Here is a 14,720-nt window from a genome sequence, read left to right as displayed (position 1 = left end):
TATGAAGCAATACAGATATACAAAAGGAGTTGTTCTACTGGGGCTTGTTGCCCTGGTAGGGCTATCCTCCTGTCAGGTGACAAATCAATATAAAACACCTGACATAGATACAGATAACTTATATGGAGAAAGGACTTCTTCCGATACGACTACTATAGCCAATATACCCTGGAAGGAGTATTTTTCCGACCCCTCTCTTGTAGCCCTTATCGAAGAAGGGATAGAGAACAATTACAACCTGCAGATAGCCTACACCCGTATACAGCAGGCCGAAGCCAGCCTGGGTATGGCAAAAGCAGCCTACTTTCCTGATGTAGCCTTGGTAGGGCAGGTGAACCATTCGCGTAGCAGTAACGGAGCCCAGGGGAAAGATGTACTGGGATATCACTCTACCAATTACTCCCTTGGCATATCGGTTGGCTGGGAGCTGGATGTTTGGGGAAAACTCAACAGGCAATCGAGGGCTAAATACGCGCAATTCCTCAATAGCCACGCGTATAAGAACCTTATTCAGACGTCTTTAGTAGCAAATATCGCTACCTCGTATTATTCGCTCTTGGCCTTGGATGAGAAATTGGCTATCACTGTTGAAACCGTTAAACTGATGAGGGAAAACGTGCAAACGATGGAAGACCTCAAGAACGCCGGTTTGCAGAACGGAGCAGCTGTAGAGCAAAGCAAGTCATTGTTGTACAGCACACTTGCCAGCATACCCGACCTGGAAAGTCAGATACGGCAACTGGAGAACTCCCTCTCTACCATGCTTGGACGCAAACCGGGAGAGATAAGCCGTCGCAACATCTCCGAGCAGCAATATCCTACTCAGCTGGAGTATGGTATCCCTGTGCAGGCCTTGGCCCGGCGTCCGGACGTACAACAGGCGGAGTTGTCTTTTCGCTCGGCATTCGAGCTTACCAATGCGGCACAGGCCAGTTTTTATCCTTCTATTGCGCTCAGTACTGGCTCGTTAGGGTATGCAACAGCCAATACGCTGTCTAATTTCTTTAAGCCGGAAAACCTGTTTGCCAGTATTGTCGGAGGGCTGAGTCAGCCTCTTTTTGCAAAGAAGCAACTGATTGGCAATCTGAAAATAGCGAAGGCGCAGCAACAGGAAGCCTTGTTGACGTTTGAGCAATCCGTCTTGGAGGCAGGACAGGAGGTGACTAATATACTCTATTCTTTCGATTCTTCCCTGAGAAAAAACGAAACAAGAGAGCAACAGATAGAAGCCTGTAAAAAGTCTGTTTCCTTTACCCAGGAACTCCTGAAAGCTGGTGTAGCCAACTATACAGAGGTGTTGAATGCCGAGCAAAACTTACTATCTGCACAGCTTAGCCGAGTAAACGATCGGCTGGAGCAATTGCAATGCACTGTCAATCTCTATAAGGCCCTGGGCGGGGGAATAGAGTAAAACAATTTAAGTGCATTATTGTTTTATATAAAAGTTAAATAATCAGGAAAAACAAATATTATGGATACAGAACTTGTTTTTAAAACATTTGCATTTGTTGATAAGATGACAAGAGTTGATAAGTTTCAGAATGTCCTGACAATGGGTCACATAGATGCAATACATATGGCAAATGAGCTGGAAGAGAGAATGCCGGCAGAGGTAAGGGATGTAAACTCTTTCCTATTGATTCTTGTCCGGAGCGGGCAGGCAGAGATCAAACTGGATTATGAAACCTATCGTATTGCACCTGATAAACTGGCATTTATCATGCCGAGCCATATTTTTCAGCTTACAGAAATGAGCGATGATTTCAATGCCCAATTCCTGATAATAGACAAGCTGTTTCTGGGAGAGGTGGTACATGAAAAAAAGGGCTTTTACAATTATATGTCTTTGAAAAGAAAACCTGTTACACCCCTGGAGCCAGAGGAAAATGCCGGTCTGCAAAAAGCGCTCCTTTTGCTACAGGAGAAGATCAGGTCTCGCACACACGCTTTTCAGCAAGAGGTGGTGCATAATGCTACTACCGGGTTGTTATTGGAACTTCTGGGTGTCTTTGTAAAGAAAAACAATGATTTAGTACAACCCATACTTTCGAGAAAAGAAGAAATTGTAGACGAATTTTTAAAGTTACTTTCCAAGTATACCAGAGAGAGGCGTCCGCTTACCTTCTATGCTGATAAGCTTTTTATTACTCCGCAATATCTATCATCTACCCTGAAGGAGCAGACCGGAAAAACCGGTAGTAAATGGCTCGCTGATGCTCTGATTATGGAAGCCAAAAAGCTCATCAAATCACCTCATTCTACCATTCAAGCTGTTGCATATACCTTGAATTTTTCCGATCAATCTACATTCGGGAAGTTTTTCAAGAAGAGCATCGGCGTTTCTCCTTTGGTATACCGCAGATTGTGATCTTTTTGATGTTAAAATACCTTATATTATTGCATAATTTCGAGAAATAACCTTTTTGAATAACAACAATATCCTTGAAAAGTGTCGGAAAAATAAAAATCAAAACAGTTTTTAATAAAACTTGAAGTGAATTTAACTACTATTTAGTTAAAATGGTGCTTTTCTTCAAATTTATCAAGGTGATTTTAGTAAATGATCTAAGTGATTTAGCCAAGTCATTTGGATCATTTACTAAAATCACCTTGATGACTTCTTTATATATTTCCGCCAGTGATGAAAAACGTGGCAGAAATATATAAATTGAAAGGTTTGTTAACTAAAAATACAGCCTAAAAAGCTGTTCTTTTTTAATTATCAAAAAGATGTATTCTGGATGAATAATGTATAATGATGAATGGATGGCTTTAATTTTATATGTCTTTTTATTTTCCTTTATCACTAATTACTTTTAAAATGATAATGCTTAAGTGCTGATTAGAGGCTTTATTTGCAAACTTTCCCGGTTTTGTGTCGAAATATGGCCTGTATGAAAGAGCTGAATTAACATTTTGTCAAAAATGTGACATATTGTTCTAGCTTAGTGAAGGCGGGGAAACTACTCGGAAAAAGGAACCGTCTGCTTAAATAATCGGACGTTTTTGTTAATAATTGAGAGCCGTAACAGGACTACTTTTGCGGCTGATTTCAAATAGTTATAATTAATCATAAACCATTAACGCAGATGATAAACAAAATCATTTTTTATACGTTTTTGCTGAGTGCAGTATTACTAACAGCTTGTAATGAAGAGGAAAAATATGTAGATGTTTCTTCTATCCCATCAGGCGAAGGCTTTATTACTTTCCGGCTTCAGGGGAAAAGACAAGCGATTACTTATGCTCCGTAGCTTCAGTCAATGAAAATGCAGTAGATTCCCTTGAAATATATATGTTTAAGGATAATTCTGCAGAAAGCAAACCTAGCCTTTTGCAAAAGGTCTTCCGTGTAGGTGGAAGTGACTTTAAGCAGCAGGGTACAGACCTTACGGCTACGATAGACGTAACCGGACGTACGGGTAAACATATCTTTTATTTTGTAGCGAACGGAGAGGGTAATGCCTCATCCTTGGCAAATATCAATGCCGGAGCTACTACGGAAGCCGACTTTCTGGAACGCCTGTCGGATGTGCAGAGCGGACTACTGAAAACTCCGCTTCTGATGACAGCCCGCAAGGAAATAAACGATGTGGAAAACGTTCAAGCAGGCGATTTGCAAGTAAAACTGACACGTCGTGTAGCCCGCTTTGATATTATAAACGATGCGACTCAAACCAATTTTACAGTAGAAAAAATTATTATAGAGAATGTAAACTTGCAGGGTTATGTGTTTGGAGGAGCTACGGGTAGTCCTAAGCCAACGCTGGCAACAGGTACTCTGCCCTTGATAGATTATGCGGCTGAGGCAAATGCTAACACCGCTACCCCTATCGAAAGCCTTTTCTATATCTACCCTACAGAGATGGGGGCAGACAAGTTGGTCATTTCGTTTGAGGGTACGTTTATGGGTGAAGGCCGTATCTACAGCCTGAAAAGTGAGCAGACAATAGAAGCCAATAAGCGTTACGTTTTGAGTGTAAAGACAATAGAGGCTAATAAACCCAATCTTGAGATCTCTGCTGTTGACTGGGCGGATGATGGCGGCGAGCATACAGCTGTACCTGAAACCGACAAAATGATAGTAGGTACTGCTACTGTTATCGGAGCGGGTACTATACTGAGTGGTAATATCTGTGATGCTACGAATGCCACAGCTACAGCCACCTTAAAAATTCCGGTTAAAACCTATAACTTTTCCGGTACACGCGTAGATGTCACTTACTTATACGGCACAGGTGATGGAACCGAAAAAGTAACAGTTACTTCCCCGGAACCTATTCTGACATATGCTGCAGGTTATTTGCAGGAACACCAAATAAGTATTCCTGTACAAAAGACTCTTCTTCACACACGGATAGAAATCGTAAACAATGCCCAGCCGGAAGAAAGAGATACCTTCTACATTAAAAGTATCCCCGCTTACGTTAGCACGAAAGAAAAACCGGTACTGGTTGGTGGCGTTTATTGGGCTCCGGTGAACGTAGGAGCATCGGAAGTAGGCATTACTACGGATGTAAAACATCATGGTTTACTTTACCAATGGGGGCGTAATATAGGCTTCACCTACGCAGCAGGAACAGGAACCATTACCGATACGATTCAAGGTCCTTTGGATTTGGTAACAGCTACAACGGGGACTGCTAAAGATAAGTTTATTAATGGGTCGAAAACTACCTATAGTTGGTTAACTGATCTCAGAGATGACCTTTGGTCGGGCGACAATCGCCAGGGACCTTGTCCGGATGGCTGGCGTGTACCTACGTTGGATGAACTAACGGCTATAACGACTATCTACAAAAATGAGGGTTACTCTGAAACGGGTAGGATAAAATGGGATATAAACAATAAACGCTTAGAAATCAAATCTGATGATGGGAAAGATATACTTTATCTACCGGTAACCGGGAATCGAAATAGGGTAAATGGTGTGGCTAATAATCAAGGTTTAGAAGGTAATCTCTGGGCAGCGAGTTCGGTTTTATCTTTAAATATGTTTGGCTACAATCTATCCTTTTCTTCAGCAAAAGTAACTACGAATATAACTCCTAGTGCATTCGCTTTTTCTGTGCGCTGTGTGCTGGACTAAGATGTTATTGCCAATTTTCCAACCAGGAAGTGAAATGATCCAGGCGGGCTTCATTTTTCTTGCCCCAGTTGTTGGCATCCTTATTGAAATATAGGCTGATGTAATAACATAAATCTTCGAGGAGGCCCTTTTCATAGGCTGTTTCAAAGAAGGGTATATAGAAGTCAGACCAGAAACCGCTCATTATTTTTAGCTCTTTCAGGCCTCTGGCTTTCTCCAGGAATTCTTCTGTTTTCAAGCGGAACAAATCCATGTTGGCAGTCGTTATATCCAACTGCTCAAGGATGCTTTCGTAAGCAATAATGCCTCGCTGCGTATCGTTTTCAAGCAGCAGGAAGTAATAAAAGCAGAGCAGGGCTTCCGGCCATCTGTCCAGGTTCACCATTGTACGAGCCAGGTTCAGATGGCTTCCTGCATACTGAGGGTCGAGGAAAATAGCCTCCACAAAGGTATCTCTGGCCTTCTCGAAATCCTTTTGGGTGAAGTAGGCTATTGCCAGGTTGAAGTGTAGTAAAGCGATATTGTCGTATTTATTAATCCCTTCTATATACACCTCGATGGCCTCTTCCGTTCGCTTCAGGTAGTTCAGGCTCGATCCTTTGAGGTTGTAGGCCAAAGGCGAATGCTCGTTGTTCAGAGCTATCAGGCGGTCGCTATATTGGATGACAGACGGGTAATCCTTTGTTTCAAGTAAGGATAAGGAGAGCTCATAAAGCGCTGTGGGCGAATCAGGCTCTATCTCTAATGCCTGCTTGTATGCTTCGATGGCTTTCCTGTATTTATGCGCGTCATGAAAGCGGATACCCTGCAGGATAAGGCTATCTGCCTTCTCCTGCCCGTAGATGCCCGGAGCAACCACCAGAAGCATGCAAAGCAAAATAAACTGTTGTATTCCTGATTTCATTATTTTTCTTTTCTCCGCCAAAGATAAGGAGAGTTATGACATGTAGTCTGTTTTCGATTCATGAAAAATGAACTTACATATCTTTTTCAAGCGGCAAAGAGTAATTGTTTTTCTGTATGTTTGCATATAGTGAGTCATGAATTGAAAAAATCTTTCGTTACCCTATTTATATTATATGTGAAATAAAGTTAATTATTTGCTTTAGAATCACGGAAACCTACGACTTAAAGTCTCTTATATATAAATGATAGAATGTGTCATGCATAGTAATAGAACCACATATGCGTAAAATCAGGCAATTATCAGACCCGGAATTAATGAGGGAGATCATGTCTGATAACTTTAAAGCTTTTACAGAGCTTTATAACAGGTACAAACATGTTCTTTTCCAGTTTGTCATCCGACTTTCGCATGGAAACTATTCCATGGCAGAGGAAATTGTGCAGGAAGCATTTATTATTATCTGGGAGAACCGGAAGAAAATCGTTATCGAATATTCCTTTCAGAGCTACCTGAAAAAAATATCCCGGAATCTGTTTTTGAGGGAAACCGGCAAGCGGGTCCAGGAACAACTGATGATCGCTGAAATAGAGAACGTCCGGGAAGCAGAGAATTTTGTTGAAAACGAAGTCGAGTTGAATTTGTTGCTCGAAGAGGTAGAGCGTATTATTTCCATGTTGCCACCTGCCCGGCAAAGAGTTTACCGGCTGAAACATATCGAACATCTTTCACAGAAAGAAATAGCCAATCGACTGAATATATCGGAAAATACGGTGGAAAGCCATTTGAAGCAATCTACTAAATTCCTGGTCCGGATGTTGAAAACAACCCGGGGAGACTTGGTCAATTCTATTCTCTTGTTATTTTACTTCATTGTTTTACAATTATTTTAGAAAAAGATTATGAACAAACATATCAAACTCCTCGATAAATTCTATGAAGACAAGGCGACTGTCAATGATAAACGACAGCTGGCCGGTATGTTGAATAATCCGGATATCTGGGAAGACGATTTCGAGGAAATATGGAACAGCTCTTTCGGGCAGATCCCCGAATCATCGGATGAGCGTGTGTATAATGCGATCTGCAAAGCCGTTCATCCGAAAAAGAAAATGACACGGCGAATACTGATGCGGGTAGCCTCCTGCGCAGCTATCGTTGGCGTTGGTGTGGTAGCGCTATTCTTTTGGAATGAAAACCGGTTGTTAACTAAATATTCTGATATGATTGTGGAAGTAGGGCAGGGGCAGAAGTCGGATATTCTTTTACCCGATGGAACCAAAGTGCATTTGAACGCCGACTCCCAATTGCGCTATGGTAGTCGTTTCAACGGGAAACAACGACAGGTAGAGCTGATTGGCGAAGCCTATTTTGAAGTGGCCAAAGATTCGCAATCCCCCTTTGTCGTAAATGCCGGTGACATTCAGATACAGGCATTAGGCACTTCCTTTAATATTCAGGCTTATCCTGCGGAGGATATCCAGACTTACCTCTCGGAGGGTAGTGTACTGGTCTCGTCTCCACACGAATCTTTCTACTTACAACCGGGTGAAGTGGCGATGTATTCTCCATCGGGTATTCAGATGGCAAAGAAAAAAGTGGAAGATGACCGATTGTTCATCGCATGGATGAATGACGAAATGGTTTTCGATGACGAACCGGTGTTAAATATTATCCGACTGCTGGAACGAAATTACAATGTGAAGTTTGAAGTCAGAAGCGAGAAACTGAAAGACATCACATTCACAGGAACATTGAAAAATGCCAGCCTGCAATCCACGCTCTATGCTTTACAATTTACCTCTTCGATTACCTATAAGAAGCGGAACGATGTGATAGAATTATCAAGTGATTAACCCTTAAAAACGATATGTATGACATAGAAAAGAACAGCACAAAAAAGGGAAAGTGCTTGCAACACCTTCCCTTGTCATTAGTCAATCACGAGAACAGTGCAACGTAAAATCGCCGTTCTCTATTAATTAACCTTTATTTATTACACAAAAGTATGAATAAAAAATTAAAAACCATTTCTCCCTTTCCCGAAAAAGGAAAGGTTATGAGAGCGCTTGGTTCCGCCCTCTTATTTCTATTCATTTCTACTTCTGTTTTCTCACAGGTAACAGTAAGAGTCAAACAACAAACCATCAAACAGGCTTTGCGAACGATCGAACGATCCACCGATTACCGTTTCTTCTACAGTAATCAGCTACCTGATTTAGATAGAACTGTATCGTTCGAAGTCAATAACCAATCGATAGATGTTGTTTTAGGCAACTTGTTGAAGGAGACAGGTTTGATTTATGAAAAGAGAGAAAATAATCAAATTTATCTGTCGGTAAGAAAACAGTTCGAGACAGATACTAAAAAGAATATAACCGGAACGGTTACCGATGAACATGGTGAGCCTGTAATTGGCGCGAATGTCGTGGAAAAAGGAACGACCAATGGTGTTATTACCAATATGGATGGAGAATTTTTATTTTCTGTTTCTGAAAATGGAATTTTGCAAATATCTTATATCGGTTATCTCAATCAGGAGATTCAGATAAAAGGTCAGACTGATTTCCAAATCACTTTGAAAGAAGATTCACGAACATTAGATGAAGTGGTGGTGGTTGGTTATGGAACCCAGAAAAAGGTAAATATGACAGGTGCTATAACAGCTATAAAAACATCTGAGCTAAGTAATATATCGGCTACCAACCTGTCTAATACCTTAGCCGGTAGGGCGCCTGGTGTAAATATTGTCGGAAACTCCGGATTAATAGGTTCTTCTTCTACCATACGTATGCGTGGAGGGTTTGGTGAACCTCTGTTTGTTATTGATGGAATTGTCCGTGATAAAGATGCTTTTGATGCGTTGGAAGCCAATGAAATAGACCAGTTGAGCTTTTTGAAAGATGCGGCAACCGCCTCTATTTATGGTTCTCAGGCTGGTAACGGAGTCGTTTTAGTTACGACAAAAACCGGTGACTCCCTTTCAAAACCCACATTCAGGTATCAGGGATCTTATACGTTTATGAATCCGACTCAGGAATTGTTTTCTGATAAGTTTACAGCTGTAGATGAATTGATCTATCAGAATCGTGTAGCAGAATATAAGGGAAATGCCATTCCTAACGGAGAAAAAGAATTTGAATATTTTAAAGACAGAAATTATAACGTAAATGATTACATTTGGCAAAATCCTTGGAATACGAAACATTCCATTGATGTTTCCGGTGGAAGTGAAAGAATCACTTATTATGCATTATTTAGTTATATCGGAGAAGAGGGGTCTTATAAATCTCTGGAGAATGACAAATTCAATCTACGTTCCAATGTAACGGCTAAGATCACCAATTGGATAAAGATGAATCTGAATATTTCAGCGAATCAACAGAATCAAAAAAGATTTTATTGGCCATTTGTAGGTGATGATGATCAAAATGTATCCGATTTATACCGTTGTACATTCAACTGGCCTAAAACCTATCCGTTTTATCTCGACGCTGATGGAACACCAGCCGATCATATAACGAATTATCCGGTGCAAACGCCTATGGGAAGCTGGCAAGCATGGAGTGTGATTGATCAGGTATTAGGTGACAGGTATATCAAGACACGTAAACGGGAAATGAATGCTATTTTATCTTTGGATATTGATTTAAGCTCATTAATTCCGGGTTTGTCTACGAAATTTGCAGCCAACTATATTGGAAATGACATGATGAGAAAGAAGTTTCTTACTTTTCAGGAGAATTATGTATGGGCGCCACTAAATGCAAGCGATAATCGGTTTATACCTGCTCCTCCCGATTTGAATAAAACTAATATTTTTACATTTGGGCAAAGTCAGGAGTTCTTGAGCTATGATGTTCATTCATTATGGAGCGAACAATTAAACTGGTTTCTGAATTACAACAACAGCTTCGGCAAGCATGATGTGGCCGCTACTGTTGTTTGGGAACAGGCATCCAATGGAGGAGAAAAAGTACATGCAAAAGCAGAGAATCCGTTGACAAACTTCGACCAGATGTTCGTTTATTCCACAGATACCGAACGCAGGTATGGGAATGCCAATGAAGTAAACGGTGGCCGTTTGTCTTGGATTGGTCGCTTCAATTACATGTATGCGCAAAAGTATATTGCTGAGTTCTCCTTCCGTTATGATGGAAATTCTCTTTTTCCGAAAAGTAAACGTTGGGGCTTCTTCCCCTCGGTATCTGCCGCCTGGCGAATCAGTGAGGAAAACTTTATGGCAAGCACAAGAGATTGGTTGGATAATTTGAAAATCAGAGCGTCGTATGGAACAACAGGGAATGACCTAAATGTAGACAATAAACGTATTTCTCCGTTCTCTTATATCAATTCGTATGTGTCCGGAACCTCTTATATATGGGGCAATAACCAGAATCTGGGGATCAAGCCCGGAGCAACTCCTAATCCCTACTTAACTTGGGTAACTTCAAAAACATATAATGGCGGATTGGACTTTGCGGTATTGCAGAATCGTTTGTCGGGTTCGTTTGATGCGTTTTACAGGAAAGAATCGGATATCTTAGGATCCCGGATCGTAACAATCCCGGATAATTACGGTCAGGAGCTGGCTCCAGAAAACTATGCGGAAAGGTCTTGGCGTGGATGGGAATTTAATGCCATGTGGCGTGATAAAGCATTGAATGGAGAGATCAATTATTCGGTATATGGGAATATCGGATATTCTAAGGATAAATGGGACAAATTAGATGAATCGGCCACTTATCTTTCCGGAGGGGGGCTTGAATCGCTTTCCAAAGTAGGCAAACCTTTAAACATGCTTACAGGATATAAAACCCTGGGAATGGTACGTACGCAAGAGCAGCTGGACGAACTACTGGCAAAAGGCTTTAAACAGTTTGGCCGTGATCCGTATCTGGGAGGACTTTATTTTGAAGATATCAGGGGAGACGGATATTCGGATGGACCGGATGGTAAAATAGACGGGAATGATATTCAACTTCTTTCCAAGAATGGTTCCCCACGTATTAATTATGGTTTTGGAGGTAGTATAACCTGGAAAGGTATAACCATAGATGCTCACTTCCAGGGTGTAGGTATGTATGACCGAATGGTAAGTAATTCAGATGGCCCGGGTATTCGTCAGCATGGTGGTACAGAGCGTCCTTATTATCCGATCTGGACGGATGATGTCTGGACTCCGGAGAATCCGAACGCCAAATACCCTCGGGTAATTGGTAACAACTGGTATGAGTCGGGTACAGGTGAACAATCTTTCTGGATTAAAAATGGCGCTTATTTAAGATTGAAGAATCTGAATATAGGCTACCAGCTTCCTAAGAATCTTATTTCGTTTATCGGACTAATCGATGCGCAAATATTTTTCAATGGATCCAACCTGTTTGTTATTTCTCCGATGAACAAATACCACGATCCTGAACAACAGTGTTACGATTCTTATCCTTTGATGAAATCGTTCACTTTCGGGCTTGATATAAAATTCTAAAAATATAAAATATGAAATATATGAAAAAGATAGCATATCTGCTAATTGGGGTTTCCGCACTTTTTTCTATTCATAGTTGCGATACCCTGGATATCGATAATATATATAATTATGATGCGGATCTGGTTTGGAATGATGAGAAACTGGTAAATGCCTACATGGCCAATTTATACGGGAATATTTTTGGCAATTGGAATCTTTACGAAGATCAGAAAAACCAGCAACTGATTGGTATTGCCTTTTATCCGGACCGGATCACGATAAGTAATGGTGAATTTAAACTATGGGAGTATAGTAAGATCCGACTGATCAACGAAGCTTTGCAAAAAGTGGAAACAGGTAATCTGTCATCCGGTTTTAAAAATGAAATAATAGCACAGGCATTGTTCCTCAGAGCTTATGTTTATTTCAAAATGGTTTACTACCACGGAGGTGTGCCTTATCTTACCGTTCCGCAAGACAAAGATGAGGATGACTTATATGTAAAAAGAAATACGACAAAAGAGTGTTTCAACTTTATGATTCAGGATTTAGATAAGGCAATAGCACTTCTTCCTGAAAGGATAAATTCGACATCTGGCGATTATGGTAAAATAGATGCTTGTTTTGCCACTGCATTCAAGGCAAAGGTCTTATTATACAAAGCTTCTCCACAATTTAATCCGAATAATCCCTGGAATAATGCTTACTGGCAAGAGGCTTATACGGCAAACGAACAGGCGTATAATAAACTAAAGGGGTTAGGCTATGCTTTAACCGCTGATGTTGGTGATATCTTCACTGTCGAAAGAGGCCCGGAAGTCGTATTTTCCGTGATTAATGCATATCCCAATAAAACGACAAATTGGGAACGCGTGAGACCGGGTTCTGAAAGTAATAATGAGGCTTTAGTTACCCCCAGCTGGGATATAATTAAAGATTTTCTCATGTTGGATGGGAAACGGTATAATGATCCCACATCTAAATATTATATGACTGATGAGGCATTCCTGCAAAATTACTGGAAAAACAGGGATAAACGCTTTGAAAATTCTATCGTGTGGAATGGAGGACTTTATGAAGTTGCAGGTAAAACCGGTAACCGGCAATACACCTCATTGGGCGTAGCAGCAGATCTGGATAATTTTGGTGTAAATCCAAGTGCAGGAATAAACTCAGCCAATCTCGACCGATATAGCGGATTCTTTGTCCGAAAAGGAAGTGATTTATCTTTGAAACAGTCGGAGATAATGCAATATGATCTGGATTATATTATCATGCGCTTTGCGGAAGTAATGCTGAATTATGCAGAGACCGCTAATGAAACTGGTAAAACGGATATTGCCATTTCCCTATTGAAAGAAATCCGTCAACGGGCAGGTATCGAACCTGGAGTTGATGGCAATTACGGAATTTCGACTACAAACAGAGAAGACGTTCGTGAATTGATACTTGCTGAGCGGAATATTGAGTTCTGCTTTGAAGGACATCAATTTTGGGATTTACGCCGTTTAAGAATGCTGGATCGGTTAGATAATAAAACCAAATACGGAGTGGAGGCTATCGCAATCAATCCGGACGGAACTGAAATGCCAATCGGAGAAGCTAAAGCAAAAGCTGAACGGAATGAACTAACCGAAAAGGACTTTGTATATAGTTTATTGCAAGTGCCTCAAACGGGTGTCAAGATAAATACTTTGCCTGATACTTACTATTTCTTCCCGATCCAACAGGGAGTGATTGATAAAAATCCGAATCTGGAACAAAATAGTAACTGGGGCGGAACTTTTAATCCTGCACTCGATTAATCTATAAATCGGATGGGGCTGTTCTTTTTAAAAGAATTATAAGAACAGCCCCATCATTTAATAACCTCAGTGAAGAATATTTATGAGACTATTTTTGATAAGTTGTGCGCTTATCTTATCCGCTGTAAGTATAGGTGTGGCGCAGAATAATAAGATAGAATTGAAACCGGAAGAAAAGACGGAGGGATTTCATATACTGTTCAATGGTTGTGACTTGGACCAATGGACAGGTAATAAAACCGATTATACGGTAGAGGAAGGGGTGATTTCTTTAGTTCCCGGTAGTGGGTCAGGGGGTAATCTATACACCCTGGATGAATTTGATAATTTTATATTACGCTTTGAATTCCAGTTAACACCTGGTGCTAACAACGGTTTGGGAATACGTACGCCTCTCGAAGGAGATGCTGCTTACGTAGGAATGGAACTACAAATACTCGACAGTGAACATCCGATGTACAAAGACCTGAAAGAATATCAATATCATGGTTCCGTATACGGTATAATACCAGCCAAACGGGGATATCTTAGATCGGTTGGTGAATGGAATGAGCAAGAGGTGATTGCAGATGGCGATCAGATTAAAATTTCTTTAAATGGAGAGATAATCCTAGATGGAAATATCCGAGAAGCAACGAAAAATGGACCGGCAGATGGAAGAGAACACCCGGGCCTTTTTAACGTTAAAGGGCATATCGCCTTTTTAGGTCATGGTTCACCTGTAAAATTCAGAAATATCCGGATAAAGGAATTGAAAAGTAAATAATTAAAAAGAAAAGAAGGGTGTGTCAAAAGCAGGCTTTTGACACACCCTTCTTTTTATATTCTCAAACTATCGCCAAAGATAGGAAAAGTTTCGACAGGTTTATTTTTAGAAAGTAAAGCGTATCTTTGCAGGATAATGAAGAATAAGCAAATATATTGATATGATTAATAGGTATATAGTGTGTTTGGGAGTCTTGCTTTTTGCGTTCACGTCGTGTGTAAAAGACGGAGGAGAAAGGCTTTACGAAATTATTGATTATGTAGATGTAGGTGATTCGGTTCCCGCTTTTACGGTATCGGACGATGAGGGTAATACCTTTATGTCTTCCGCTTTTGAAGGGAAACGTTCGTTGCTTATATTGTTTGCCTCTACCTGTCCGGATTGCCGGAAAGTATTGCCCCAGATTGATAAATACGTATGGCCGTATCTGAAAGACAATCCGGACTACCTGCTGATAACTATATCAAGAGAGGAAACCGCATCGGCAGTTAATAATTATTGGGCGGAACAAGGCTATACGATGCCTAAGTATCTTGACCCCAAGAGGGATGTCTTTTCCCTTTTTGCCAATAGCACCATCCCCCGTTTATATGTTATAAACGAAACCGGGCAGATTGAATGGAAAGCGATTGAAACCCTTGAAATTTCACCCGAAGAACTGCTCTATAAGATTATAAAACAATAAA

General features: G+C 40.7%; 10 protein-coding genes and 1 pseudogene. 10 read left to right on the top strand and 1 reads right to left on the bottom strand.

What is annotated here, in order from left to right:
* Position 1: 1 nt before the first annotated feature.
* The 4 genes from M2470_RS07195 to M2470_RS07180 all read left to right on the top strand — a co-directional run bounded on the left by M2470_RS07195 (position 2) and on the right by M2470_RS07180 (position 5,089).
* The gene (locus tag M2470_RS07195; RefSeq protein WP_280744364.1) at positions 2 to 1,411 is read left to right on the top strand and encodes an efflux transporter outer membrane subunit; all 1,410 of its coding nucleotides are present in this window, start codon (positions 2 to 4) and stop codon (positions 1,409 to 1,411) included.
* 60 nt (positions 1,412 to 1,471) lie between these two features.
* Positions 1,472 to 2,368 carry a helix-turn-helix transcriptional regulator gene (locus M2470_RS07190; RefSeq protein WP_280744363.1) on the top strand — a complete coding sequence of 299 codons (897 nt, stop codon included), beginning with the start codon at positions 1,472 to 1,474 and terminating at the stop codon, positions 2,366 to 2,368.
* Positions 2,369 to 3,089: 721 nt separating this feature from the next.
* Positions 3,090 to 3,254, top strand: a complete 165-nt coding sequence (locus tag M2470_RS07185; RefSeq protein WP_280744362.1) for a hypothetical protein — start codon at positions 3,090 to 3,092, stop codon at positions 3,252 to 3,254.
* 41 nt (positions 3,255 to 3,295) lie between these two features.
* The gene (locus tag M2470_RS07180) at positions 3,296 to 5,089 is read left to right on the top strand and encodes a hypothetical protein (protein WP_348524213.1); all 1,794 of its coding nucleotides are present in this window, start codon (positions 3,296 to 3,298) and stop codon (positions 5,087 to 5,089) included.
* Positions 5,090 to 5,093: 4 nt separating this feature from the next.
* Here M2470_RS07180 and M2470_RS07175 read toward each other — a convergent pair whose 3' ends face one another.
* Positions 5,094 to 5,993, bottom strand: a complete 900-nt coding sequence (locus tag M2470_RS07175) for a tetratricopeptide repeat protein (protein WP_280744361.1) — start codon at positions 5,991 to 5,993, stop codon at positions 5,094 to 5,096.
* Positions 5,994 to 6,274: 281 nt separating this feature from the next.
* Between M2470_RS07175 and M2470_RS07170 the strand changes: the two genes are divergently transcribed.
* The 6 genes and pseudogenes from M2470_RS07170 (at position 6,275) to M2470_RS07145 (ending at position 14,719) form a co-directional block, all read left to right on the top strand.
* The gene (locus M2470_RS07170) at positions 6,275 to 6,886 is read left to right on the top strand and encodes a sigma-70 family RNA polymerase sigma factor (RefSeq protein ID WP_280744360.1); all 612 of its coding nucleotides are present in this window, start codon (positions 6,275 to 6,277) and stop codon (positions 6,884 to 6,886) included.
* 9 nt (positions 6,887 to 6,895) lie between these two features.
* On the top strand, positions 6,896 to 7,849 hold the full coding sequence (locus tag M2470_RS07165) for a FecR family protein (protein WP_280744359.1): 954 nt from the start codon (positions 6,896 to 6,898) through the stop codon (positions 7,847 to 7,849).
* A gap of 152 nt (positions 7,850 to 8,001) precedes the next feature.
* Positions 8,002 to 11,481, top strand: a complete 3,480-nt coding sequence (locus M2470_RS07160) for a SusC/RagA family TonB-linked outer membrane protein (protein WP_280744358.1) — start codon at positions 8,002 to 8,004, stop codon at positions 11,479 to 11,481.
* A gap of 20 nt (positions 11,482 to 11,501) precedes the next feature.
* Entirely contained in the window at positions 11,502 to 13,268 is a 1,767-nt protein-coding gene (locus M2470_RS07155) for a RagB/SusD family nutrient uptake outer membrane protein (RefSeq protein WP_280744357.1), read from the top strand.
* Between the two features lie 157 nt (positions 13,269 to 13,425).
* A pseudogene (locus tag M2470_RS07150) lies at positions 13,426 to 14,034 on the top strand (DUF1080 domain-containing protein); the annotation flags it as partial.
* Between the two features lie 160 nt (positions 14,035 to 14,194).
* Complete coding sequence (locus M2470_RS07145; RefSeq protein ID WP_280744356.1) at positions 14,195 to 14,719, top strand: TlpA disulfide reductase family protein; 525 nt, start codon at positions 14,195 to 14,197, stop codon at positions 14,717 to 14,719.
* The last annotated feature ends 1 nt before the right edge of the window (position 14,720 follow it).

It is taken from the genome of Parabacteroides sp. PH5-46 (genome assembly GCF_029892785.1).
Classification (GTDB): domain Bacteria; phylum Bacteroidota; class Bacteroidia; order Bacteroidales; family Tannerellaceae; genus DFXE01.
Note: the sequence above shows the minus strand (reverse complement) of the source record. Positions and strands in the feature narration are given on the sequence as shown.

Excerpts from the sequence above, each read along its gene's own strand:
- M2470_RS07195 (WP_280744364.1), top strand. The coding sequence starts at position 2 with ATGAAGCAATACAGATATACAAAAGGAGTTGTTCTACTGGGGCTTGTT.
- M2470_RS07190 (WP_280744363.1), top strand. The coding sequence starts at position 1,472 with ATGGATACAGAACTTGTTTTTAAAACATTTGCATTTGTTGATAAGATG.
- M2470_RS07185 (WP_280744362.1), top strand. The coding sequence starts at position 3,090 with ATGATAAACAAAATCATTTTTTATACGTTTTTGCTGAGTGCAGTATTA.
- M2470_RS07180 (WP_348524213.1), top strand. The coding sequence starts at position 3,296 with ATGTTTAAGGATAATTCTGCAGAAAGCAAACCTAGCCTTTTGCAAAAG.
- M2470_RS07175 (WP_280744361.1), bottom strand. The coding sequence starts at position 5,993 with ATGAAATCAGGAATACAACAGTTTATTTTGCTTTGCATGCTTCTGGTG.
- M2470_RS07170 (WP_280744360.1), top strand. The coding sequence starts at position 6,275 with ATGCGTAAAATCAGGCAATTATCAGACCCGGAATTAATGAGGGAGATC.
- M2470_RS07165 (WP_280744359.1), top strand. The coding sequence starts at position 6,896 with ATGAACAAACATATCAAACTCCTCGATAAATTCTATGAAGACAAGGCG.
- M2470_RS07160 (WP_280744358.1), top strand. The coding sequence starts at position 8,002 with ATGAATAAAAAATTAAAAACCATTTCTCCCTTTCCCGAAAAAGGAAAG.
- M2470_RS07155 (WP_280744357.1), top strand. The coding sequence starts at position 11,502 with ATGAAAAAGATAGCATATCTGCTAATTGGGGTTTCCGCACTTTTTTCT.
- M2470_RS07145 (WP_280744356.1), top strand. The coding sequence starts at position 14,195 with ATGATTAATAGGTATATAGTGTGTTTGGGAGTCTTGCTTTTTGCGTTC.